At 27.6% G+C, this 24,052-nt stretch carries 28 protein-coding genes; 20 read left to right on the forward strand and 8 right to left on the reverse strand.

Annotation, left to right across the window (positions count from 1 at the left end):
• Positions 1-32: 32 nt before the first annotated feature.
• The 6 genes from purL to ACTCCZ_RS09730 all read left to right on the forward strand — a co-directional run bounded on the left by purL (position 33) and on the right by ACTCCZ_RS09730 (position 5,539).
• Complete coding sequence (gene purL, locus ACTCCZ_RS09705; protein WP_079579041.1) at positions 33-2,246, forward strand: phosphoribosylformylglycinamidine synthase subunit PurL; 2,214 nt, start codon at positions 33-35, stop codon at positions 2,244-2,246.
• Between the two features lie 79 nt (positions 2,247-2,325).
• Complete coding sequence (gene purH / locus ACTCCZ_RS09710) at positions 2,326-3,858, forward strand: bifunctional phosphoribosylaminoimidazolecarboxamide formyltransferase/IMP cyclohydrolase (protein WP_079579043.1); 1,533 nt, start codon at positions 2,326-2,328, stop codon at positions 3,856-3,858.
• A 137-nt stretch (positions 3,859-3,995) separates the two neighbouring features.
• The gene (locus ACTCCZ_RS09715; RefSeq protein WP_079579045.1) at positions 3,996-4,241 is read left to right on the forward strand and encodes a type II toxin-antitoxin system Phd/YefM family antitoxin; all 246 of its coding nucleotides are present in this window, start codon (positions 3,996-3,998) and stop codon (positions 4,239-4,241) included.
• A complete protein-coding gene (locus ACTCCZ_RS09720) occupies positions 4,235-4,504 on the forward strand; it encodes a Txe/YoeB family addiction module toxin (protein WP_079579047.1) in 270 nt (89 codons plus the stop codon). Before ACTCCZ_RS09715 ends, ACTCCZ_RS09720 begins: the two co-directional genes overlap by 7 nt.
• A 433-nt stretch (positions 4,505-4,937) precedes the next feature.
• Positions 4,938-5,138, forward strand: a complete 201-nt coding sequence (locus ACTCCZ_RS09725; protein WP_079579049.1) for a hypothetical protein — start codon at positions 4,938-4,940, stop codon at positions 5,136-5,138.
• Positions 5,099-5,539, forward strand: a complete 441-nt coding sequence (locus tag ACTCCZ_RS09730; RefSeq protein ID WP_079579051.1) for a DUF2335 domain-containing protein — start codon at positions 5,099-5,101, stop codon at positions 5,537-5,539. The genes ACTCCZ_RS09725 and ACTCCZ_RS09730 overlap by 40 nt, the downstream gene beginning before the upstream one ends.
• A gap of 208 nt (positions 5,540-5,747) precedes the next feature.
• Here ACTCCZ_RS09730 and ACTCCZ_RS09735 read toward each other — a convergent pair whose 3' ends face one another.
• Entirely contained in the window at positions 5,748-5,996 is a 249-nt protein-coding gene (locus tag ACTCCZ_RS09735; protein ID WP_079579053.1) for a helix-turn-helix domain-containing protein, read from the reverse strand.
• Between the two features lie 92 nt (positions 5,997-6,088).
• On the opposite strand from ACTCCZ_RS09735, the gene ACTCCZ_RS09740 reads away from it, so the two are divergent.
• The 4 genes from ACTCCZ_RS09740 (at position 6,089) to ACTCCZ_RS09755 (ending at position 7,946) form a co-directional block, all read left to right on the forward strand.
• Positions 6,089-6,316, forward strand: coding sequence for a hypothetical protein (locus ACTCCZ_RS09740; RefSeq protein ID WP_079579055.1), 228 nt, complete (start codon positions 6,089-6,091; stop codon positions 6,314-6,316).
• Positions 6,317-6,619: 303 nt separating this feature from the next.
• Positions 6,620-6,820: an NADPH-dependent FMN reductase family protein gene (locus ACTCCZ_RS09745; protein WP_196778278.1), complete on the forward strand. Its 201-nt coding sequence runs from the start codon at positions 6,620-6,622 to the stop codon at positions 6,818-6,820.
• Positions 6,778-7,134, forward strand: coding sequence for a menaquinone-dependent protoporphyrinogen IX dehydrogenase (gene hemG / locus ACTCCZ_RS09750; protein WP_265734242.1), 357 nt, complete (start codon positions 6,778-6,780; stop codon positions 7,132-7,134). Before ACTCCZ_RS09745 ends, hemG begins: the two co-directional genes overlap by 43 nt.
• A 62-nt stretch (positions 7,135-7,196) precedes the next feature.
• A complete protein-coding gene (locus tag ACTCCZ_RS09755; protein WP_079579058.1) occupies positions 7,197-7,946 on the forward strand; it encodes an acyl-[acyl-carrier-protein] thioesterase in 750 nt (249 codons plus the stop codon).
• 7 nt (positions 7,947-7,953) lie between these two features.
• On the opposite strand, the gene ACTCCZ_RS09760 is transcribed toward ACTCCZ_RS09755, so the two are convergent.
• On the reverse strand, positions 7,954-8,421 hold the full coding sequence (locus tag ACTCCZ_RS09760) for a ferritin family protein (protein ID WP_079579060.1): 468 nt from the start codon (positions 8,419-8,421) through the stop codon (positions 7,954-7,956).
• Positions 8,422-8,629: 208 nt separating this feature from the next.
• Between ACTCCZ_RS09760 and ACTCCZ_RS09765 the strand changes: the two genes are divergently transcribed.
• The gene (locus tag ACTCCZ_RS09765; protein ID WP_079579062.1) at positions 8,630-11,083 is read left to right on the forward strand and encodes a transporter substrate-binding domain-containing diguanylate cyclase; all 2,454 of its coding nucleotides are present in this window, start codon (positions 8,630-8,632) and stop codon (positions 11,081-11,083) included.
• Between the two features lie 3 nt (positions 11,084-11,086).
• Here ACTCCZ_RS09765 and ACTCCZ_RS09770 read toward each other — a convergent pair whose 3' ends face one another.
• Positions 11,087-11,779 (reverse strand): class I SAM-dependent methyltransferase, encoded by a 693-nt coding sequence (locus ACTCCZ_RS09770; RefSeq protein ID WP_079579064.1) that lies wholly within the window; start codon positions 11,777-11,779, stop codon positions 11,087-11,089.
• A gap of 103 nt (positions 11,780-11,882) precedes the next feature.
• Here ACTCCZ_RS09770 and ACTCCZ_RS09775 point away from each other — a divergent pair, with 103 nt between their 5' ends.
• The 4 genes from ACTCCZ_RS09775 to trxA all read left to right on the forward strand — a co-directional run bounded on the left by ACTCCZ_RS09775 (position 11,883) and on the right by trxA (position 14,927).
• Positions 11,883-13,151 carry an NfeD family protein gene (locus tag ACTCCZ_RS09775; protein WP_079579066.1) on the forward strand — a complete coding sequence of 423 codons (1,269 nt, stop codon included), beginning with the start codon at positions 11,883-11,885 and terminating at the stop codon, positions 13,149-13,151.
• A 3-nt stretch (positions 13,152-13,154) separates the two neighbouring features.
• A complete protein-coding gene (locus tag ACTCCZ_RS09780) occupies positions 13,155-13,898 on the forward strand; it encodes a slipin family protein (protein ID WP_079579068.1) in 744 nt (247 codons plus the stop codon).
• Between the two features lie 157 nt (positions 13,899-14,055).
• A complete protein-coding gene (locus ACTCCZ_RS09785; RefSeq protein ID WP_463187295.1) occupies positions 14,056-14,625 on the forward strand; it encodes a peroxiredoxin in 570 nt (189 codons plus the stop codon).
• A complete protein-coding gene (gene trxA / locus ACTCCZ_RS09790; protein ID WP_463187299.1) occupies positions 14,622-14,927 on the forward strand; it encodes a thioredoxin in 306 nt (101 codons plus the stop codon). Before ACTCCZ_RS09785 ends, trxA begins: the two co-directional genes overlap by 4 nt.
• 44 nt (positions 14,928-14,971) lie before the next feature.
• Here the strand turns inward: trxA and ACTCCZ_RS09795 are convergent, their stop codons facing one another.
• The gene (locus tag ACTCCZ_RS09795) at positions 14,972-15,253 is read right to left on the reverse strand and encodes a hypothetical protein (RefSeq protein WP_079579074.1); all 282 of its coding nucleotides are present in this window, start codon (positions 15,251-15,253) and stop codon (positions 14,972-14,974) included.
• Between the two features lie 591 nt (positions 15,254-15,844).
• Here ACTCCZ_RS09795 and ACTCCZ_RS09800 point away from each other — a divergent pair.
• Positions 15,845-17,185: a GntP family permease gene (locus ACTCCZ_RS09800; RefSeq protein ID WP_196778279.1), complete on the forward strand. Its 1,341-nt coding sequence runs from the start codon at positions 15,845-15,847 to the stop codon at positions 17,183-17,185.
• A 38-nt stretch (positions 17,186-17,223) separates the two neighbouring features.
• Here the strand turns inward: ACTCCZ_RS09800 and ACTCCZ_RS09805 are convergent, their stop codons facing one another.
• Entirely contained in the window at positions 17,224-17,436 is a 213-nt protein-coding gene (locus tag ACTCCZ_RS09805; protein WP_079579076.1) for a hypothetical protein, read from the reverse strand.
• Between the two features lie 110 nt (positions 17,437-17,546).
• Complete coding sequence (locus ACTCCZ_RS09810; RefSeq protein WP_079579078.1) at positions 17,547-17,822, reverse strand: hypothetical protein; 276 nt, start codon at positions 17,820-17,822, stop codon at positions 17,547-17,549.
• 118 nt (positions 17,823-17,940) lie between these two features.
• On the opposite strand from ACTCCZ_RS09810, the gene bioA reads away from it, so the two are divergent.
• The 4 genes from bioA to ACTCCZ_RS09830 all read left to right on the forward strand — a co-directional run bounded on the left by bioA (position 17,941) and on the right by ACTCCZ_RS09830 (position 21,447).
• On the forward strand, positions 17,941-19,206 hold the full coding sequence (gene bioA / locus ACTCCZ_RS09815) for an adenosylmethionine--8-amino-7-oxononanoate transaminase (RefSeq protein ID WP_079579080.1): 1,266 nt from the start codon (positions 17,941-17,943) through the stop codon (positions 19,204-19,206).
• 1 nt (position 19,207) lies between these two features.
• The gene (locus tag ACTCCZ_RS09820) at positions 19,208-19,864 is read left to right on the forward strand and encodes an NUDIX hydrolase (RefSeq protein ID WP_079579082.1); all 657 of its coding nucleotides are present in this window, start codon (positions 19,208-19,210) and stop codon (positions 19,862-19,864) included.
• A 9-nt stretch (positions 19,865-19,873) separates the two neighbouring features.
• Entirely contained in the window at positions 19,874-20,491 is a 618-nt protein-coding gene (locus ACTCCZ_RS09825; RefSeq protein ID WP_079579084.1) for a fumarylacetoacetate hydrolase family protein, read from the forward strand.
• A 101-nt stretch (positions 20,492-20,592) separates the two neighbouring features.
• Positions 20,593-21,447: a bifunctional methionine sulfoxide reductase B/A protein gene (locus tag ACTCCZ_RS09830; protein ID WP_191287712.1), complete on the forward strand. Its 855-nt coding sequence runs from the start codon at positions 20,593-20,595 to the stop codon at positions 21,445-21,447.
• Positions 21,448-21,471: 24 nt separating this feature from the next.
• Here ACTCCZ_RS09830 and ACTCCZ_RS09835 read toward each other — a convergent pair whose 3' ends face one another.
• Entirely contained in the window at positions 21,472-21,813 is a 342-nt protein-coding gene (locus ACTCCZ_RS09835) for a hypothetical protein (protein WP_079579088.1), read from the reverse strand.
• Between the two features lie 73 nt (positions 21,814-21,886).
• The gene (locus tag ACTCCZ_RS09840; protein ID WP_079579090.1) at positions 21,887-23,914 is read right to left on the reverse strand and encodes an EAL domain-containing protein; all 2,028 of its coding nucleotides are present in this window, start codon (positions 23,912-23,914) and stop codon (positions 21,887-21,889) included.
• Between the last annotated feature and the right edge of the window lie 138 nt (positions 23,915-24,052).

The following is a 24,052-nucleotide window of genomic DNA, read 5'->3' on the forward strand; positions in this document are numbered from 1 at the left end:
CATTAACTATGAAATAACTTTTAAGGTAACAGATGCAAGAAAAAGAGATGAATATTGAAGAGATAGCACTAGCGCACTCTTTAACACTTGAGGAATTAGGTCAGATTAGAAATATTTTAAGAAGAGAACCAAATCATGTGGAAATTGGTATTTTTTCGGCTATGTGGAGTGAGCATTGCTCATATAAATCAAGTAAAAAATACCTAAATGGTTTTCCTACAAAAGCTCCATGGGTTATTCAAGGACCAGGTGAAAATGCTGGTGTTATTGATATTGGAGATGGATATGCTGCTGTATTTAAAATGGAATCACATAATCACCCTTCATTTATTGAACCTTATCAAGGTGCAGCTACTGGTGTTGGTGGTATCTTAAGAGATGTATTTACAATGGGTGCTAGACCAGTTGCAAATATGAACTCTATTAGATTTGCTGGAATTGAGGGAAACAGTGAAACTGCGCAAAAACATAGATATTTATTAAGAGGTGTTGTAGCTGGTATTGGTGGATATGGTAATTGCATGGGAGTACCAACAATAGGTGGTGAAACAACTTTTGAAGAGTGTTATGCTGGAAATAACCTTGTAAATGCATTTACTTTAGGACTTGCAAAAGCTGATGAGATTTTCTTAGGAATTGCTGAGGGTGTTGGAAATCCAGTTATGTATGTGGGAAGTAAAACAGGAAGAGATGGACTTGGTGGAGCTGTTATGTCAAGTGCATCATTTGATGAAGATAGTGAATCAAAAAGACCAACTGTTCAAGTTGGTGATCCTTTTACTGAAAAACTACTTTTAGAAGCTTGCTTAGAGTTATTTAAAGAAGATTTAATTATTGGTATTCAAGATATGGGTGCTGCTGGACTTACTTCATCTTCATTTGAAATGGCAGGAAGAAGTAATAGCGGTATGATTATGCATCTTGATAAAGTGCCTGCAAGAGAAGATGGAATGACTCCTTATGATTTTATGCTTAGTGAGTCTCAAGAAAGAATGCTTATTTGTGCCAAAAAAGGTTGCGAGCAAAAAATTATTGATATTTTTGAAAAGTGGGAACTTGATGTTGCTGTTATTGGTGAAGTAACAAATACTGGAAATATGGAACTATTTTGGCATGGAGAAAAATGTGCTGAAGTACCTGTTCAACCAGTAAGTGAACAAGCTCCTATTTTAGATAGACCTGTAAAAGAGCCAGAATATTTAAAAGATATCAAAAATATATCACTAGATAAAAATATTTCAAATCAAGAAGCATTTGATGCAATGTTTAGTGATATGGAAGTTGTTGATAAATCTTGGGTATATAATCAATATGATTCAATGGTACAAACAAATACAGTTAAAGGACCAGGAAAATTAGATGGTTCTTCAATTAGAGTAAAAGAGACTGGAAAAGCTCTTTCTATGAGTGCTGATTGTAATACAAGATTTTGTTATATAGATCCAAAATTAGGTGCAAGTGCAGCGGTTATGGAATCAGGTAGAAATGTAGCAATGACAGGCGCAATGCCAAAAGCAATCACAGATTGTCTAAACTTTGGTAATCCTGAAAATCCAGAAGTTATGTGGCAGTTTGCACAAGCTTGTGAGGGTATTAAAGACGCTTGTAGAGAACTAATCACTCCTGTAATTGGTGGAAATGTTTCACTTTACAATGAAACAAATGGTGTTGGAGTTTTCCCAACACCATCAATTGCAATGGTTGGTGTAAATGATGATGCAAATAAAGTTTTACCATCAAGCTTACAAAATGAAGGAAACTTAATCTACTTACTTGGAGATACAAAATCTGAGTTTGGTGGAAGTTTATATATGAAAAAAATGTATGACAAAGTTGCTGGAGTTCATCCAGAAGTTGACTTTGAAAAAGAGTTAAAACTTTGGAATACAGTTATTGAAGCAAATAAACAATCACTTTTAGTATCTGCAAAAGATGTAAATGTTGGTGGTATTGCTGTTTCATTATCAAAAATGGCAGTTGTTGGAGATAAGGGAGTTGAGGTAAATGTTAAGCTTGATGATTCAAAAGATATTTTTTCTGAATCTTTAAGTAGAGCATTAGTAGAAGTAAAAGCATCTAATAAAGAGGCATTTGAAGCAGTAGCAAAAGAGAATGAAATCTCTTTTGAACAAATAGGTGTGGTAAAAGGTAAATCAATTATTATTAATGATATACAAGTTGAGTTATCAAAAGCTAGTGATATATACTTTAATAAGTTCAAACAAGTTATTGAACAAGACTTGTAAGAACAAATCTTGCTAAAGCCAAACTCTAAATTGAGTTTGGCTTTTTTATTTTCTAAAATTTTACAGGGAGAACATTTTAATGAGAGCATTAATCAGTGTTAGTGATAAAAGTGGTGTTGAAAATTTCGCACGAGAGTTAGTAGGTTTAGGTTATGAAATAATTAGTACAGGTGGTACTTATAAAAAACTTCAAGAAGCAGGAATAGCTGTAATAGAAGCAGATGAAGTTACAAAATTTCCTGAGTGTTTTGAGGGAAGAGTTAAAACTTTAAACCCATATATCCATGGTGGAATTTTATATAGAAGAGATAAAGACTCACACAAAACACAAGCAAAAGAGCTTGGTGTTGAGGGTATTGATTTAGTGTGTGTAAACTTATATCCTTTTAAAGAGACTATTGAAAAAACAGATGATTTTGAACAAATTATTGAAAACATTGATATTGGTGGACCAGCGATGGTTAGAAGTGCTGCAAAAAACTTTGATAGTGTTATAATTGTAACTGATGTAGCTGATTATGATACTGTATTAAATAATCTTAAAAATGATACAAATACAGTTGAGTTTAGAAGAGATATGATGATTAAAGCATATGAGCACACAGCTGCATATGACTCTATGATTGCAAACTATATGAACAAAAGATTCAACAATGGAATGGGTGCAAAACAATTTATCGTTGGTGAGAAAGTATTTGATACAAGATATGGTGAAAACCCACATCAAAAAGGTGCTTTATATGAGTTCGATAAACACCTATCAAATAAATTTATTACTTTAAAAGGTGAAGCTAGTTTCAATAACATGGGAGATATCTCAGGTGCTGCTAAAATAGCAAGTGCATTTGGTGATGAAAATGCAGTATGTATTGTAAAACATGGAAATCCATGTGGCTTTGCTATTAAAGATACACTACTAGAATCATACACACAAGCACTAAAATGTGACCCAATATCTGCATTTGGTGGAGTTGTTGCAGTAAATGGAATAGTTGATTTAGACCTTGCAATTAAAATGAATGAAATCTTTCTAGAAGTAGTTTTTGCAGCTGATTTTACACCAGAGGCTGAACAAGAACTAAATAAAAAGAAAAGAATCAAACTATTTAAACAAGGTAAAAAAAAGCTAGAGCTTTCAAATGATGATTTTAATTTTAAAATTGTTGATGGTGGTTTTGTATATCAAGATGCTGATAAAGTAGAAGATGATGAAGTTAAAAATAGTGAACTAAAATCAAAAAGAGAAGCAACACAACAAGAGATAAAAGATATGGAAATAGCATATAAAGTAGCAAGTTTGACAAAATCAAACTGCGTAGTATATGTGAAAAACTCTGCAATGGTAGCTGTTGGTATGGGTATGACAAGTAGAGTAGATGCAGCAAAAGCAGCCTTAAGAAAAGCAGAAGATTTAGGACTTGATGTAAGTGGTTCAGTACTAGCAAGTGAAGCATTTTTCCCATTTAGAGATAGTATCGATGCTGCCCAAGAAGCAGGTGTAAAATGTGTAATCGAACCAGGCGGAAGTATAAGAGATGATGAGATTATACAAGCAGCCGATGAGTTTGGAATGGCACTTTATTTTTCAGGAAAAAGACACTTCTTACACTAAAAAGATTGAAAGATTGTTTTTAAAAACAATCTTTCTTCGTAATCACTTTTAAAATCAAACTTATCTAAAAAATTATCACATCTTGACAACACGTACGATATCTAGTACAATATGGAAAATAAATTAAAGGGCAAGCTATGACAAAAATTATGTCAGTAAGTCAAGTTAGAGCGGATATTTACAATGTGATGGATGAAACAGCACAATCTCATGAACCTGTACTTATTACAGGAAAAAGAAACAACGTAGTTATGCTTTCACAAGAAGATTGGAATGCAATAGAAGAAACATTATATTTAAATTCTATACCTAACATGGCATCTTCGATTCAAGAGTCAATGAATGCTTCTGATGAAGATTTTAGTGAAGATATTGAATGGTAGAGTATAAAATACTTTATAGTAAGTTAGCACTTAAAGATGCTAAAAATTTATCAAGTACAAATTTAGATAAAAAAGCTAAAGAACTTATTGGAATTATAAAAAAAGACCCATTTCAAAATCCACCACCTTATGAGAAACTTGTTGGTAATTTAAGCGGTTCATATTCACGAAGAATAAATATACAGCATAGACTAGTTTATGAAGTAATAGAAGATGAAAAGAAAATAAGAATCTCTAGAATGTGGTCACATTATGGAGAGTAAGATAACAAGTAACTACAATTTTGATAGGAGTTGATAACGATAACTTAATGCTAGAAAATTATAATAGTATTAAAAAATGTATAAAAATAACTATTAATAAAAACTTGGTTAAAATAGTTTTAGTTTAATTATTAGAAAATAGAGGTCAGTTGCTAGTTCAGGTTTAGGGTTATTGTTATCACCTGACCCTGTTTTGCTGTTCATTTTATGGCGTAAAAAGAAATAGAGTTAGTTGTCATCTTAGTCTTAGTCTCTTAAGTCTTAAGTTGGTTAAAATTACAATTTATATTTTCTAATTTTCAAAAAGTGCACTTCAGATTTAATTGTTGGAAACATTGATAATAGTTTATATATTTAAGACAATCTGTAAAGATTTTTAGTATAATGTACAACTAATAAATAGTTAGATTTAAAATTAAGAAAGGAATATATCATGGGACGACAACTAAGAGCTTTTATTAATGGATATTCTAGTGCTTTAAGTCTTTTCCCTAACTACAATATTAATAATCAAGAAAATGATTGGGAAATGGTTGGTATTGATATAAAAACTTCAATTAAAAATTTTTATAACATAAATGAAATGGAAAAACTATGTCAAGTGAAGAAGAAATCAAGCAAACACAAGAAATAGAAGTAGAAAATAATCTTAAAAAAGTAATTCAAGAAAAACCTGAATTACTTCAAAAAATAATTACAGATTTAGAACATGACCCTAAATCTAGGCTAGCTTTTAAACAAATGAAAATTCATTCTGGACCACTTCCTGACCCTCTTACTTTAAAAGAATATGGAAAAGTTTATAAAAATGCTCCTCAAGATATTGTTAAAATGGCACAGAAAGAACAAAATTTTAGGCATATTAGCACATACTTTGGTCAATTTAGTGCATTAGCTATTGGTATGGGTGGACTTGCTGTTACAGCATATCTAGGTGTAAATAATCAACCTTGGTTAGCAGGAATAATTGGTTTTGGTTCTTTAAGTACATTAGTTGGTACATTTTTATATAATTCTAAAAAGCCTAATAAATAGTAAAAATTTACAAGGTTACTTTCAAAAATATTTAATTTAATCTCTAAAATCGAGTTTTTTTAATTAGTAATAAAATAGTAGTCAGTAGATAACGATAACTTAGCTTATATAAACAAAAGAATTATTAATATTCTTTAATTTTCAATTCTTAAGTTAATGCAAAAATGAATTTTAATTTACTGTAATTTTAGAATAATATCCAAAAGAATCAATCATCTATTAATTTACTTAAGTTTACATCTAATATCTTAGATATTTTATAAAGTTGTTCTAAATTAAAGTGTTTGCCATATTTGTATAGTTCTGCTTTTGCTACATGTCCTACTGAATTGTGTCCAATACCTAGTGCCAATTGCATTTGAGTAAAATTTTTTTCTTTTCGATATTTTTTTACATTATCTCCGATTTTCTTATAAAAAATTTCAAGTTCTTCATTTGAAAAGCTAATTGTATTCATAATATGTCCTATGGGTAATTTATTTGTAAGTTTATAATAGATATGATTCTTTATAAATGTTCTATGGAACATATTATGAGAAAGGGATAATTATGGAGAATAAAATAAAATCATCAATAAATAAAATAGAAAGATTTAGAAAGAATCTGCAAGAAGACCTTATACTTGTGGAAACAACACTAAATGTAATAAAATATTTATTATCTGAAAGTATTCCAAATGAGCAAAAAGAATTAATATTAAAAAATATTGATAGCACAATAAAAATTATCGAAGATAAAATAGAAAAAGCAGAAAAATCTTTAAATACTAAAATTTAATCTAATAAATAGTTATAAACTTTAATATCAATATACTAAAAGAACATTCACAGTGTACAACTGCTAAAATTATGGGGTTATTACAAAGAAATAAGTAGTATAAAACATACAATTCTTGCAAATCTTAGATGAGGTAGTTATGTTAAAACTAACTTTATATGCTAGTAGTTTGCCATCAAGTTATAGTGGCATTAAAATCAATCAATCTTCTTATGGAAATATTCATGATTTATAAGCTTTGCAAAAACTTCAAAAAATTGCTTTTAGTCATCATGATAAGGTTTATTATTATAAGGATTTTAAATGGAAAAAATAATTATAGTTTATTCAACAACAGATAATTATACAATAAAGATTTGTAATAAAATTAAAGATGTTATTGAACAAAAAAGTAATAGTGTTACATTATTATCAATTGATAGTGAAAAAATCAATTTGATAAAATCATTATTGGCGCAAGTATTAGATATGGTAAACATAATAAAAAAGTATATGAATTTATAAAGAAAAACCAAGAGATTTTAGAAGAGAAAAAAAATGCCTTTTTCTCTGTAAATATTGTGGCAAGAAAACCAAATAAAAATAGACCCGAAACGAATCCATATTTAGTTAAGTTTTTAAAACAGATATCATGGAAACCAAAAAATTTAGCTGTTTTTGGTGGAAAACTTGATTATCGAAAATATGGAGTTTTTAACAGACAAATGATAAGATTTATTATGTGGCTAACAAAAGGTGATACTGATCCTAAAAGTGTAATCGAATATACAAACTGGGATGAAGTAGATAGTTTTGCAAATTTAATTTGTAAGATGTAAGATACTTTACCCTTGACAATATGGATTAAATTACATATATTCTATTTAGTAAAGGAGTTTTTGTGGAAAACTATTTTGATAAAGAGTTTGAATTAAGATTTTTTGAGATGAATAGATTAGGGGAGGCTTCGCCTATTGCTCTTTTGACTTTGCTTCAAGAAGCTGCTGCTGAGCATTGTCATTATGCTGGGCATAATCTTTTATCTTTGATGTCAGAAAATCTTGGATGGGTATTGTTATCTGGCGTGATGCAAATGCAACGCTATCCTTTGTATAAAGAAAAAATCATTATTAGAACTTGGATATCAAAATATCACGCTATTAGAGGGCTTAGAGAAAATATTATTTATGATGAAGACTACAATATCATAGGAAGAGCTAGAGGTTTATGGCTTTTTTATGATATAAAAAAAAGACGACCTACAAGAATACATCCAGACTTTTTAAAAAGATGGTCATCATGTAAAACAGTAGCCCTTGAACATGATATAAGTAATAAGATTGAAGCCCTTGACTCTTTTGAGTATAGAAAAGAGTTTAAAGTAAATATGTACGATACTGATACAAATAAGCATGTAAATAATCTTAGATATTTACAATGGCTAATTGAATCAATACCTGATGAGGTACTAAATAACTACTATTTGTATTTTATTGATGGACGTTTTATCTCAGAAGCTCAATATGGTGATGTGATTTTATCTTCAACAAAAAAAGATAGTTCAGAAAACTCTTTTGTTCATACTATAAAAATAAAAGGCACAAATAAAGTTTGTGCCACAGGTAAAACCATTTGGAAAAAAAATAAATAAAAGCTTTTTAAAACTCTGCACTTGCAACCCAGTTGTCTGGTTCTTGAATAAAATGAATAATCTCTTCTAGTATTGCTTTGTGTTTTACTTCTTCTTTTGCAATATTTATAAAAGCTGTTTTTTCATCTTCATTTTCTAGTTCTTGGGCTTTATCAATATAAAATTGATATGAATCCTCTTCTCTTTTTATGGCATCTTCATAAAACTTGATTTGGTCTGCATCAAAACTTACATTTGCTCTTTGGGCATTTAAAGTTTCAAATATTGTTTTTGTATCTGTTGAGATATCAATTGCTTTGTAATCTGAACCATCTTTATCTCTCATACTTTTAAAAACATTGTAGTGACTTACTTCTGCTTCTGCTAAAATATGAAATACTTTTTTTAAACCATTATTTGGTGCTTTTGAAGCTAAGTGATTGTAGTAAGCTTCACCATCTTTTTCAACTTTCATTGCATATTCGTAAACATTCATAATAAATCCCCTCTTATTAACTTAATCTTAGCTAAGATTGTTCATGTTGTCAATATGTTAGTTTGATAATTTTAAGTAAATTAAAATTGAGTATAGCTATAAAATTATTTTATTTTAGAAATAAAAACCCTAGATTAAATTATTAAGTTTTATATTTTAAAAGTTATTATATACTTGAACAAATGTTTTAAAGGATTACCTTTACAAGATGAAAACAATTATTTTATTACTAATATTTTTAATACTTCAAGTTTCATCTTTTGCTACAAATACATACTCTTTAAATAATAATATAAAATCAAATATAGACACACTAGCTAATCAATTAAAATATTTAACTTCAAATTATGATAAAAATGAAAAAGAGATTAGTGATTTATTAAGATTGTATTATGATAATTATGAAAATATAATAGGCTTTGAAATTAAAAAAGATAAAAAATACTTGTTTAGTTCTTCAAGAAATGCTGATGCTATGAGTTTTTTTAAAGATAAAGCTTTTGATAAGGCTTTGTATAAAACTTCACATTTTTATACAAAAGATATTATCAATGATAAAGATGAAAAAATAGGCGAGCTTATTGTTTATTTTAAAGAAATTATCAAGTTTACTAGTGAAGAATTAAACTATTTAAAAAATAAAAAAGTACTAAAAATACAAAATGATTCAAATTTACCTCCTTATAACTTCAATGAAGATGGCATTGTAAAAGGTTACTCTATTGATTATATGAATCTTATTGCAAATATACTTGCTATTGAAATAAAGTATGTTCAAGGTAATTGGGATGATTTTATGAATATGCTAGAAAACAATGAGATTGATTTGATGGCAAATATTTTAAAATCAAAAAAAAGAGAAGAGAGATTTCTTTTTACTCGTGATTCATATGTAAGTTCTCCCCTTGCAATTCTTACAAGAATTGATCATAAAGAGGTTCATACTTTTAAAGAACTTGAGGGTGAAACAGTAGCTTTAGTAAAAGGCTATCATAGTTATGATAGGGTTAAGAGTAATTATCCTAAAATTAATATTTATCCAACAAAAAATACATATGAGATGATAAATGCAGTATCAACAAATAAAGCAGATGCCTCATATGGCTTAAAAAGTGTATTGGATTATACTATAAATAAACACTTATTTACAAACTTAAAGACCATGAAAAACAATGATGATAAAGAGCTTGGTTTTTATTTTGCATTTAATAGAGATAATTATATATTAAAAAATATTATTGAAAAAGCACAAAAACAAATTAGCAAAGAAGAGCTAAACAATTTAAATTTAAAATGGTTTAAAAAAGCAAAAGTTACAAAGATACAAAGTAAAGATTACTTATTTACTAAAGAAGAGATTGATTATTTAAATAAAGCAAAAAAAATAAAGATGTGTGTTGATCCAAATTATTTACCTTATGAATATATAAATAATGAGGGAAAATATGTTGGTATCATAGCAAATTTTATAACAAAACTTTCAAAAAATAGTGGAATTAATTTTGAGCTTATAAATACATCTTCATGGAGTGAGTCACTAGAAGCAATAAAAGAGGGTAAATGTGATGTTTTACCAAATACAGGACAAACAATAAGTAGGGAAAAATATTTAAATTTTACACAAGACTATTTTAATTTTTCAAATGTAATAGCAACTAAAGATAATAAGATTTTTATAGATTCAATTGAGAAGTTAAAAGATAAGAAAATTGGTGTTATTAAAAACTACTCAATAGCAGAACGATTAAGATATCGATATCCTGATTTTAATTTTGTCACTGTTGAAAATACACTAGATGGCTTAAAAAAATTAAAAGATAATAAGATTTATGCTTTTGTAGATACTTTTCCATCACTTGCATATAATATGCAAAACTCTTCAATAACTGGTATAAAAATTTCTGGAAAAATAACTATTAGTAGTAGTTCAAAAATAGCAATTAGAAAAGATAATATTATACTTCAAAAAATAATGAATAAAGCTATAAATTCAGTTAAGCCTCATGAAAAAGAGGAGCTTTTAAATAGATGGCTAACTGTAATAAAAGAAGAAAAAATAAATACTGAACTTCTAATAAAAATAGTTTCATTTATTGTATTAATCTCTTTACTTATAATCTTATTTATTATTTATAAATCAAATAGAAAACTAAGCACACTAAATAAAAAATTAGAGAAAATATCACAAACTGATAAATTGACTTCTTTATATAATAGAACTAAATTAGATATGATTTTAGAGTTTGAATTTAAAAATAAAAAAAGATATGAAAAGCCTTTATCTATTATTATAATTGATATAGACCATTTTAAAAAAATAAATGATACCTATGGACACTTAGTAGGTGATAAGATTTTGGTTGAATTTTCAAATATAATAAAAGCAAATATAAGAGAGACTGACTTTATTGGAAGATGGGGAGGAGAAGAGTTTTTAGTAGTCCTTCCTTTTACAAAAGAAAAAGATGCATATAATTTAGCTTCAAAATTAAGAAAATTAATTGCTAAAAAACCTTTATATAAAAATATAAATGTTACAGCTAGTTTTGGAGTGGTTGAGTGTAAAGATTCAGATTGTAATAAAGCTTTATTAAATGCAGATAAAGCTTTATATGAAGCTAAAAATTCAAATAGAAATTGTGTGAAAGTATTTGTTGATTAAAATCTATTTTTGATACACTGCAAAAAAGTGTGGAATACTTGGAGTTTGATTATCATCATAGGCTAAAAAACTTTTCTCTTTTAATTTATATGTAGTTTTAAACTCATCAATTTCACTTTTTAAAAGTGGTTTTGGAATTTCATCTTTTTTTTCATCTTCTTCTTTTGCACTTCTACATGAAACTAATATATATCCATCTTTTGCTACTAAAGAACACATTGCTTTTTTTGCTTCTTTTCTATAGTTTCCTAAAAGAACTTGTATTGTATTACATTCATAAACTACATCAAAGTTTTCAAACCAATCTTTTGGAAAATCAAATAAATTAGCAACTGTAAAATCTACTTTACTATTTGGATATCTATTTTTACATAAATCAATAGCTTTTTTTGAAATATCAAAGGCAATAACATCAAAACCAAAATCACTTAAAGCTTGTGCATCATCTCCAACGCCACAGCCAATTACACATGCTTTTTTATTAGTTTTTTTAATATGATTTTGTTTTAGCCATTTTATTAAATAAGCACTTGGTTCCAAATCAGCCCAGAAAACTTTTGTATAATCACCTTGTGCACTTTCGTAGACTTTATCAAACCAACCTGTTGGGTCATCTTTTTCTTGATATGATTTGACCATTTGTTTATATTTTTTTGGTGAAAAAAAGTCTTTATGTAAAAACTCTAACTCTTTCATATTTTACCTTTATTTTTAAAATGATTTTAACAGTAACTATCTTAATTTTTATATTGACTTATAGATATTACTAAGGTATGATGTTTTAATAAAGGAGTTTATTATGCGATTGCTTTTTCTCTTTTTCATTTTAAGTATTTCACTTTTTGCTTCAAATATAACGCATTTTGCCTATGATGGGGCTATTAATCCTGCAAGTAATGCTTTTGTCAAAAAGTCAATTTCATATGCAAAAAAACAAAACTCTCAACTTATAATTTTTGAGCTTAATACTCCTGGTGGATTACTATCTTCCACAAGAGATATAGTTTCACAAATTCTTAATTCAAAAATTCCAATTCTTGTTTATGTATCTCCAAAAGGTGCAAGAGCTGCAAGTGCTGGTACTTATATTTTATATGCTTCTCATATTGCAGCAATGACACAAGGTAGTAATGTAGGCGCTGCTACTCCTGTACAAATGAGTATGAAAGATGATGATAAAAAATCATCTGCTATAAAAACAAAAGCTATAAATGATGCAAGTGCTTATATTGAAAGCTTGGCAAAACTTAGAGGCAAGAATATTCAATGGGCTAAGAAAAGTGTAACTAAGGGTGCTAGTATTGACTCACAAAAAGCATTAGAATTAGGTGTTATAGATTTTGTGGCTGATGATTTAAATACACTTTTAAAAAAACTAGATGGTTTTGAAGTAAAAATTGATGATAAAAAGATTAAACTAAATACGCAAAATAGCACATTGCAAACAGTAGAAGAGGGTTTTAAAATCAAATTACTCTCTTATCTTTCCAATCCAAATATTGCTTATGGTTTAATGCTTTTAGCAATTTATGGAATTTTCTTTGAACTAATAAGTCCAGGTGCAATTTTCCCAGGTGTTACAGGTTTAGTAAGTGGTGCTTTAGCTTTATATGCATTTAATATTTTACCTTTTGATTATGCTGGTTTATTATTGATTTTTATTGGTGTATTTTTAATGACCATGGAAATTTTTATTATTAGTTTTGGAGTATTTGCAATAGGAGGAGTTATTGCATTTGTATTTGGTTCTTTGATACTTTTTGATGAAAAAACATTGGGTGTAGATATATCTTTATCACTTATTGTAGCTTTTGTTTTAGTCAGTATTGCCATTTTTATTTACTTGCTTAAAATTATAATTGAACAAAAAGATCAAAAGGTAAAAACAGGAATAGATCAAATGAAATCAGCCACAGCAAAAGTTGTGAAAAAACAAGGTAATAGTTACAAAGTTTCAATTCATTCAGAAATTTGGAATGCAATAAGTAAAGAAGAGATTAACGAAGGCGATGAAGTTATTGTTGAATCTATAAAGGGTTTGACACTTCATATAAAATCAAAGGAGTAAAAAATGTTTATGAGTATTATATATATTGTTTTTATTGTTGTTGTAATTTTAGCAGCATCAATTAAGATTTTAAAAGAGTATGAAAGAGGTGTTGTTTTCACATTGGGTAGATTTACAGGAATTAAAGGTCCAGGTTTAATTATTATAATTCCTTTTATTCAAAAGATGGAAAATGTAGATTTAAGAACTGTTGTACTTGATGTACCATCACAAGATGTTATTTCACATGATAATGTGTCAGTAAATGTAAATGCTGTGGTTTATTTTAGAGTTATAGATCCTGAAAAAGCCATTATTCAAGTTGAGAGTTTTCATGATGCAACTTCACAACTTGCTCAAACTACTCTAAGATCAGTTTTAGGTGGACATGAACTTGATGAAATGTTAGCAGAAAGGGAAAAATTAAATGAAGATATTCAAGATATACTTGATAAACAAACTGATGCTTGGGGAATTAAAATCTCAAATGTTGAGATAAAACATATTGATTTAGATGAAAGTATGATAAGAGCTATTGCAAAACAAGCAGAAGCAGAACGTCAAAGAAGAGCAAAAGTTATTAACTCAAAAGGTGAACTTGAAGCAAGTCAAAACTTACTAGAAGCTGCAAATATACTAGCTCAAAATCCTCAAGGTTTACAACTAAGATATTTACAAACATTAAGTGATATTTCAAGTGATAAAACAAATACAATTGTTTTTCCTTTTGGAAGTGAATTAGGTAAATTTTTTACACCAAAGGCTTAATAAGTTTGTGGATTGAAAGTTGATGTATAAAAAGAATATATAATATATTTACTAAGGATAATTTTTATCTTCTAATAAAATTTATTAATATTCTTTTAAAATTATATATGTATAATTCTTTCATAAAAAAAATAAATAACAAAAAAAAGGAAATAAAATGATAGTAACAAAAAAAGCTCCAGATTTTACAGCTACAGCTGTACTTGCAGATGGTCAAATTGTAGAAGATTTTAATTTATATAATAATATTGGTGAAAAAGGTGCAGTATTATTTTTCTGGCCTTTAGATTTTACATTTGTTTGTCCTTCTGAGATTATTGCTTTTTCAAAAAGAGTTGAAGAGTTTAAAGAAAGAGGAATTCAAGTAATTGGTTGTTCAATTGATTCTGAATTTTCACACTTTGCATGGAGAGAAACACCAGTAGAAAAAGGTGGTATTGGAAGAGTGAATTTCCCAATGGTTGCAGATATAACAAAACAAATTGCAAAAGATTATGATGTGTTATTTAATGAATCTGTTGCACTTAGAGGTTCATTTTTAATTGATAAAGATGGAACAGTAAGACATGCAGTAATCAATGACTTACCTCTTGGAAGAAATATTGATGAAATGGTAAGAATGGTAGATACTATGATTTTTACAAATGAAAATGGTGAAGTTTGTCCAGCAGGATGGAATAAAGGTGATGAGGGTATGAAAGCAGACAAAGAAGGTCAAAATATATAGAATTAAATCAAGATAATATAGAAGAAACAGTAAAAGAGGGTGTATCATTAGTTGACTTTTGGGCACCATGGTGCGGACCTTGTAGAATGCTAGCTCCAACTATTGATCAATTAGCACAAGATTTTGATGGTAAAGCAAAAATTTGTAAAGTTAATACAGAAGTTGAGCAAGAGTTAACTGCACAATATCAAATAAGATCAATTCCTACTATTCTTTTCTTTAAAGATGGAAAAATAGTTGACCAATTAATTGGAGCAACTACAAAAGGTGCACTAGAAGATAAATTAAACGCACTATTATAAAATAAAAAGAAGACAAGAGTTTTGTCTTCTTTTTTGATTAAAGATTATTTTGGTGGATTATTATATAAAGTACACCAAGCCTCAGGACTTATTGAACCCTCTACTACTTTGCATTTATTTTTATCTGGTAAAAAGTGTATACAGTCTTTACAGGCTTTTCCATTTTTAGGTGTTTCTTGATATTTAAATTGTTTTTTTGAACCTTTTGCTTCTAGACGAGTTGTTGTAAAAGTTACTAAACTAAGAAAAGCAATATTTTTAAAAAAACTTCTTCTTGTAAGTTGTTTACTTAAGTTATTGTTATTATCTTTAGATTCATGTATCATTGAATATCCTTTCCTTTGCTACATTGATTCTTTTTTGATTATACTAACAGCTTACTTCTAAACTAGTACATACTTACAAATTCATCCTTAATTGATAATAATATATTATATTTAAATAAAATTATTTTTGTTATTAATATGTAATATGTAGTTTATGTTAGTTAATTTTTTAAAATAGAAGCATAATTTTATTTATTAGGCTATAATATAAAAAACTAACAAAGGAATTACATGGCTAAGGGAAAAGATATACAAAAAACAGTTAAAACAGCAGCAACAAAAACATTAAAAGAAAAAAGAGCTGAGAAAAAAGCAAAAAAAGCTTCAAAATAATCTAAATTGCATCTTTATTTGATAAGATATATAAAGTGTCTTTTCATTTGAAGATAAATCACATAAAATCTTACACAAAAAAATAAAAAAAACGCCACTTTTTAACTTCCAAACTCTAATTTTATTAATCTTAAATATATTTAAAATATTAACTTTATTCCTATTACATTAAGAAAAAAGAAGATAAAATAATTTTTAAAAGTAAATTTAAAAATTTATGTTTTTGTATTCTTTTTATATTCACAAGGAGATTTGATTATGTTGGTATTTATTTTATTAGTTGCTGTAGCTTTTATAGTTATAGCTACTAGTAAGTTAAAGTTACATCCATTTATTGCATTGCTTATTGCAGCTTATGGTATAGCTATAAGTGTTGGTATGGGTTACATGGAGATTGCAAGTACGATTACTAAAGGTTTTGGTGGAATACTTGCTTATATTGGTGTTGTTATTGTTCTTGGTACTATTATAGGTGTTATACTTGAAAAAAGTGGAGCGGCTATAAAAATGGCAGATGTTATACTTAAAGTAGTAGGAAAAAAACGACCGGTACTTGCAATGTCAGTTATAGGTTATATTGTTTCAGTTCCAGTTTTTTGTGATAGTGGTTTTGTTATTTTAAATGCATTAAAACGTTCAATGGTTAGACAACTAAAAGTTTCTGGTGTTGCTATGAGTGTTGCTTTAGCAACAGGGCTTTTTGCAACTCATACATTAGTTCCACCAACGCCAGGTCCAATTGCTGCTGCTGGTAACTTAATGGTTGATAATTTAGGACTTGTTATTATATTTGGTATATCAATATCTATTATTACAATGCTTGCTGGTTATTTTTGGGCAGTTCGTTCTGGTAAAATTTATACAAGTGGTGAAGATTCACTGGTTGATTTAGAAAAAGATAGTGAAGTATTACAAAAGTATGGAGAATTACCAAGTGCATTTAAATCATTTGCTCCTATTTTTATTCCTATTTTACTTATGGCTACTGCTAGTATTGTAAAATTATCTTTTGGGCATATGAGTGATAGTGCTTTTTATAAGTTGTTTATATTTTTAGGAAATCCAACAAATGCACTATTTATAGGATTATTGTTTGCAACTATGCTTTTACCAAAATTTGATGAAGAAAGACTTTCAGGTTGGATTGGTGAGGGTATAAAAAATGCTGGTGAAATACTTATTATTACAGGTGCTGGTGGTGCACTTGGTGCAGTATTAAAAGCTAGTGGAATTGGTACATACTTAGGTGATGCTTTACAAACACTAAGTCTTGGTATTTTTGTTCCTTTTATTATAGCAGCTGCATTAAAATCAGCTCAAGGTTCATCAACTACTGCTCTTGTTGTAACTTCAACTATTATGTATCCTCTTCTTGCAAATTTAGGATTAGATAGTGAAATGGGTAAAGTTCTAACAGTTATGGCAATTGGTGCTGGTGCAATGACTGTAAGTCATGCAAATGATAGTTTTTTCTGGGTTGTTTCAAGATTTAGTCAAATGGATGTTGCAACTGCATACAAATCTTATACAATGGCAACTTTAATTCAAGGTTTAGTAACAATTCTTATTGTGTATATTTTAGCAGGAATATTACTATAACAATAAAAAGTGCTAGTTAAAATATGTAGCTAGCACTTTTAAATTTCTAACAAACTTTTTATATTTGAAACTAAGCCTTTACTTTTAAACTTTGGTAAAAGATTTATTAAAGCCTCTTTTCCATTAATTGAAATGTGCTCTTTTATTAAATCTGTTTTTATATCAGAGTTTAAAATCAACTCTTCAACTTCTTTTGCATTACTTGATTTAACTGCTTGTTGTAGTTGTATTGATAGTGGAATAAAAGTCATAATCATCCTTTTTTAAAATGTGATGGAATAATGACACTTATTTACTTAAGTTAAATTTATTGTAGTGTTACCAAATTGTAACTTTGAAAAAGACTAGTGTTTTTTAATCACTAGTCTTTTGATTTATTTACTATATTTTTTATATTTTCTATTGCTTCTTGATGTCCGCTTATTGCTTTATCATAGGCATCGTATCTTTTTGTGTAAATTGGTTCAAGGTATAAAACTTTGTTTTTCTCTTTTTTAAAAATCATAGTTTCATAAACATATACGTTGTCGTGTTGATTAAGCCAAGTATGTCTTACGTGCATTTTAATAGTAGATATAAAATATCTTTTATCATCCACACTAGCAATATGTTTCAATTCTAGGTCATGATATTGCATACTAACTCCTAATTTTATTATATTTTGCTATAAGTATATAGCAATATAAATTATCATAAATTTGTTTAAAAGTAGTTATAAAACAAGTTTTGATAAAATGAAAATAAAAAGGATAATTTTGCACTGGATAGAAATTGACAAAGAACATGTTTGGCATCCATATAATTCATTGCCATCTACAACTAAGATTTTGCCTGTAAAAAGAACTGATAAAACATCAATTTTTTTAGAGGATGATACAGAGTTGATTGATGGAATGAGCTCATGGTGGAGTGCAATTCATGGATATAATCATCCAAGATTAAATGAAGCAATTAAAAAACAAGTTGAAATAATGCCTCATATTATGTTTGGTGGAATGAGCCATAAAAATGCAGCAACACTATCAAAAATGTTAGTTGATCTAACGGGTTTACATAGTGTATTTTTATGTGATAGTGGTTCTGTTTCAGTTGAAGTTGCTTTAAAAACAGCTATTCAATATCAAGAAGCAAAGGGTTTAAAAAAATATAGATTTATAGCTTGTGAAAATGCATATCATGGCGATACACTTGCAGCAATGAGTGTTTGTGACCCAAATAACTCTATGCATAGTATTTATGGTTCATATTTACCAAAACATATTTTTACAAAAGCACCTAATATTGGAATTGATAGTGATTGTTCTGAAGCTATAAATGCTTTAGAAGAAACTTTTAAAAAACATCATGAAGAAGTTGCTGGATTTATAATTGAGCCTGTTGTTCAAGGTGCTGGTGGTATGAGAGTTTATAATCCAAAATTTTTAGAAAAAGCAAAAGAACTTTGTGAAAAATATGATATATTACTAATTGCAGATGAAATTGCAACTGGATTTGGGCATACTGGAAAAATGTTTGCTTGCGAACATGCTAATATAAAACCTGATATTATGACAGTTGGAAAGGGTCTTACTGGTGGTTATATGACTATGGCTGCAATGATTACATCAAAAAATGTAAGTGAAACTATTTCAAATTCAAAGCTTGGTATTTTGATGCATGGACCAACTTTTATGGGAAATCCTTTGGCTTGTTCTGTTGCTATTGAGAGTATAAAACTACTTTTAGAGTCTCCTTGGCAAGAAAGAGTTAATAATATAGAAAATATATTTACGCAAGAGTTAGAAAAAGCAAAAGATTTAAAACTTGTAAAAAGCACAAGAAATATTGGAGCTATTGGAGTAATAGAGTTAAATGACAGCTCACATGCACAAGCTATTCAAGATTTTTGTGTAGAAAATGGCGTTTGGATAAGACCTTTTGGTAAACTAATTTATTCAATAGTTGCTTATAGTATTTGTGAAGAGGATTTAAGAAAAATAGTAAGAGTTATGATTGAAGCTATTAAATCTATAAAGAGTTAAAATGAAAAAAAAAGATTTGAAGAAAATGCTTTCTAATCTTCCTAAACATCCAAATATTTTAGGAAGAGATAGATTGTTTAATTCAGCTGTTTTAATTTTACTTGTAAAAAAAGAGGGCGAATATCATATTTTATTTCAAAAAAGAGCGGCTAATATAAGTCAAGGGGGAGATATCTGTTTTCCTGGTGGAGGTTTTGAAAAAGAGCATGATAAAAACTTTAAACAAACAGCACTAAGAGAGACAAAAGAAGAGCTTGGAATTAAAAAGAAAGATATAAAAATTGTAGGTCAACTTGATACAATGGTTGCTCCTATTGGAGCTGTTGTTGAGGTTTTTGTTGGAGTTATAAAGAAAAAAACTTTAAAAACTATGAAAATTGATAAGAGTGAAGTTGAAAAAACTATCTTAATACCTCTATCTTTTTTTAAAAAAAATAAAGCAGTTGAATATACTTTAAGAAGTGAAGTTAAACCTTATCATATAAATGAAAAGGGAGAAAAAGAGATTTATTTTCCCGTAGAAGAGCTTAATCTTCCTAAGTTTTATCATGAACCTTGGGGAAACAAAAGACATAAAGTTTGGGTATATAAATATAAAAATAATGTAATATGGGGAATGACTTCTATTATATTGTTGGATTTTTTAAATAAATATTAGGAAGAGTAAATGAATAGTATAATTTTAGATGATAATATAAAGATTCAGCCATCAAAAGTAGTTTGTATTGGTAGAAATTATGTGGAGCATATAAAAGAGTTAAATAATGAAGTACCTGAAAGTATGGTTTTTTTTATAAAACCAAACTCTTCTATTTCATCTGATTTAGTCTTCCCAAAAGAGCATGATTCTTGCCATTATGAAGCTGAGATATCTTTTTTGATTGAAGAAAATAAAATAAGCGCAGTTGGCTTTGGTCTTGATTTAACATTAAGACAATTGCAATCAAAATTAAAAAAGTCAGGACTTCCTTGGGAAAGAGCAAAAGCTTTTAGAAACTCTGCTGTTTTTTCAAAGTTTGTATCTATAAATAATGATATTGAACATTTAGAAGTACAACTTTTTGTTAATGGTGAGTTAAAACAAAAAGGAAATATTTCTATGATGATTCATAAACCAAATGAAATAATTAAAGAAGCTATAAGTTTTTTGGATTTTGAAGATGGTGATATTCTTATGACAGGTACTCCTAAAGGAGTTGGCGAGTTTAAACTAAATGATACTTTTCTTGGAAAAATTTTATATAAAGATGAAATTTTGATTGAAACCACTTTTAAAGTTAGCTAAAGTTTAAAAGAGTTTAAAAGTTAAATTTATTTTTTTTATTAATTCTATTTGTTGTTTTATTTGCTATTATTCGCTTAAGTGATGTAATCAAAGGTAGTTTAATGAAATATAATGAATTAACAGAAGATGAAAAGTATGTAATTGAGCAAAAAGGTACTGAAAAACCATTTTCTGGTAGATATAATGATTTTTATGAAGAGGGAATTTATAAATGCAAAAAATGTTCAAAACCTCTATTTAAATCAAAAGACAAATTCTCATCAGGATGTGGATGGCCAAGTTTTGACGATGAAATAAAAGGTGCAGTAAAAAAAGTACCTGATAGAGATGGCAGAAGAATGGAGATTATTTGTTCAAATTGTGATGCTCATTTAGGTCATGTTTTTGAGGGAGAGGGCTTTACTTCTAAAAATACAAGACATTGTGTAAACTCTATCTCTTTAGTTTTTGATAGTAAAGAAAAATGTTGTGAAAATCATAGTGTTGCTTATTTTGCTGCTGGTTGTTTTTGGGGTGTTGAGTATTACTTTAAAAAACTTGAGGGCGTTTATAGTGTGGTTTCAGGTTATATGGGTGGAGATACACAAAATCCTACTTATGAAACTGTATGTAGTGGTATGAGTGGACATTTAGAAGCTGTAAAAGTTGAGTATGATTGTTGTGAAATAACTTATGAAGAGTTAGTTAAGTACTTTTTTGAGATACATGACTTTACTCAAACAAATGGTCAAGGTCCAGATATTGGAAGTCAATATTTATCTGCTATATATTATATAGATGATAAACAAAAACAAACTGCAATGAAAATTTTGGATTTATTAAGTGATAAAGGCTATTTAGTAGCTACTACTTTACATAATGCAAGTGAATTTTACTCAGCAGAAGATTATCATCAAAACTATTATGAAAGAACAGGAAAAGTTCCTTATTGTCATACACGAAAGAAAATATTTTAATAAAATAGAGAAAACTTCTCTATTTTATTCTTTTGTTCCTAATATATAATAAACTTCTTTATTGTCTAGTTTTTGAAGCTTAATATTATATTTATCTGCCCAATGTGCTACTTCTTTATGAAACTCTTCTAAAATTTCATCTGCATCATTTTCATCACATTTTATTTTTAAAAACTCAGTTGAATTTGATAATGCAACATACGCATTCATCTTTTTTAGATGGTCATTTAAGCTAATGATATGTTTAGAAAACTTATCAAAACCTTTTGTTGCAGCTATCATCTTTTCAGCTTGTTGAAAAGAACTCTCATTTTTTGTATAGCCTAACTGTGATAAAACTACTTCAGCAGTCATTTGAATCTGCATTATGCACTCTCCTTATAAATATTGTAAATTAAATATAACAAATTTAGTGTAAATAAACTATTAAATTATGCAACTATTGTGGTATATTTTCTATATTGCTTACAGGTTTGCTTATATGGTAACCTTGTGAATAGTTTATCCCCATAGAATCAACAAATTTAAGTGTTTCTTCATCTTCTACAAACTCAGCAATAGTTCTAATACCTAAGCTATCGCATAAAAATTTTATCACACCTACTAATAGTTGAGATTTTCTATCTTTATGGATATTTCTAATTAGTGAACCATCAAATTTTATATAATCAATATATTGACTAAGGCTAATAATATGTTGAAAGTTTGCGTAACCACTTCCAAAGTCATCAATTGCTATTTTACAACCAAGCTCTTTCATTGTGCTAATAAATCTTTTTATCTCTTTATAGTTTGAAATACTTTCTGATTCAACTATTTCAATTACTAACTTTTTTGCTACACCATACTCATTTATTTTGTATTCTAAATATTTTGTAAAACCTTTTTCTACAATATCTAAAAAGCTAAGATTGATTGAGAACTCATAATCTTTATCTTGAAAATATTTAAAAGATTTTTCTATCATGGCGTATGTTAGCTTATTGTATTTTTTTGAATCTTTTGCAATATCCATAAAAGAGTTTGGATATAAAATCTCATTTTTACTATTTTTTATTCTCATTAAGGTCTCAAACTTCTCTATTTTTTGAGTTCTATTATTGTAAATTGCTTGATAGTGTAAGATTACATTATCTTTATCAATAGCTGTTTTTATTGATTTTAATATTTTTAGATTTAGGCTATTTATATCTTCTGATTTGATATTTGGGTCATAAACTAAAATATCAATTCTTTTTTCAATTGCATAATCTAGTGCCATTTGTGCTTCATGTAGTTTATTTTTACTATTTAGATTTTTTGGATTACTTATTCCTAATGTCAAATCAAGATAAACTGAACTATTTTTGTCAATTAGTATTTCAATATTTTCCAAATCATTAAATAGAAGTTGTGTAAATTTTATAAGTTGATTTTCATCGCTATATTTGTATTTTATTGCAAAAATATTACTTTCAAGGGAATAAATATCATCAAAATTTTGGTCATTTTCTTTATAGCTACTTATTAGTCTTCCTGCTTCTTTTAAAATTTTATTTAGTGCTGTATATCCATATACACTTTGTAATTTTTTACAATTATTTACATAAACCAAAATAACTATAGATTTGGCAAAACTGCTATTTTTTTCAAGCATTTTCTCCAAATAAATAGAGTTTTTTAATCCTGTGATATTATGTGTTATTAGTTTTTTTTCATACTCTTTTAGAACTTTATCAGGAATAGTTGCAAAATAGATCGCAAGGGGAATTAAAATAATAAAAGATAAAAAAATAACAATAAAGATAAAATTTTGAGAATCTCTTATACTTAGGTTTTGATTTTTATATTTCATTTTAAGTATTAAAATATAGTTTTGGTTGTTTATATTTGCAAATGTTGAAATAAAATCTTTACCTTGGCTTAAATTATTGTTTAAGATTCTTTTAGCTTCTCTTTTAGAAAAGTCATTATAAATTGTACTATTATCAATAGTATTTAGTTCTAAATTTGAATTTTTATAAAGTAAGTAGTCGCCTTTTTTATTTATCAAAAAAACATCATATAATCTTGATTCTTTTAGAGTATTAAAAAAGTGTTTTAAATCAATATTTATAACAATAAAATAGTTTTTTGTGATTTGTTTTACAAAATCAATTGTAATAAGATTAGTTGAATTAAAATCAATTGTAGAAACATAAAGATTATTTTTTGAAAACTCTTCAAACTTTGTGATAAGCTCTTTTTTGTTTTTACTATTTAAATAATTTTTTATCTTTGTGTTTTTACTTATTTGTATTGTATTTTTATGGTTTTTATTTAAAAGTTCAATTTGATTTATATTTTCAAATGTTACTAAATATGAAGAAAAAAGCTCTTTTACAAAATCTTCATACTCTTTTTTTGGCTTATTTAGATATTTTTCTAAAGTTTTATTTGAAGAGATTGCGTTTATTGAATTTTTATAAGGTTTAAAATAATCACTCATAAAACTCTTTTTATAGCTAATGGATTTTTTTAGATTATCGAGCCACTTGCAAATTCAACCATCATAAACTAGTGAATTTGTAAGACTACCGAACTTCTCAACCAGATCTTTTTAACTTTTAATCATTTTACTGCTTTA

Source organism: Malaciobacter sp. (assembly GCF_055140965.1).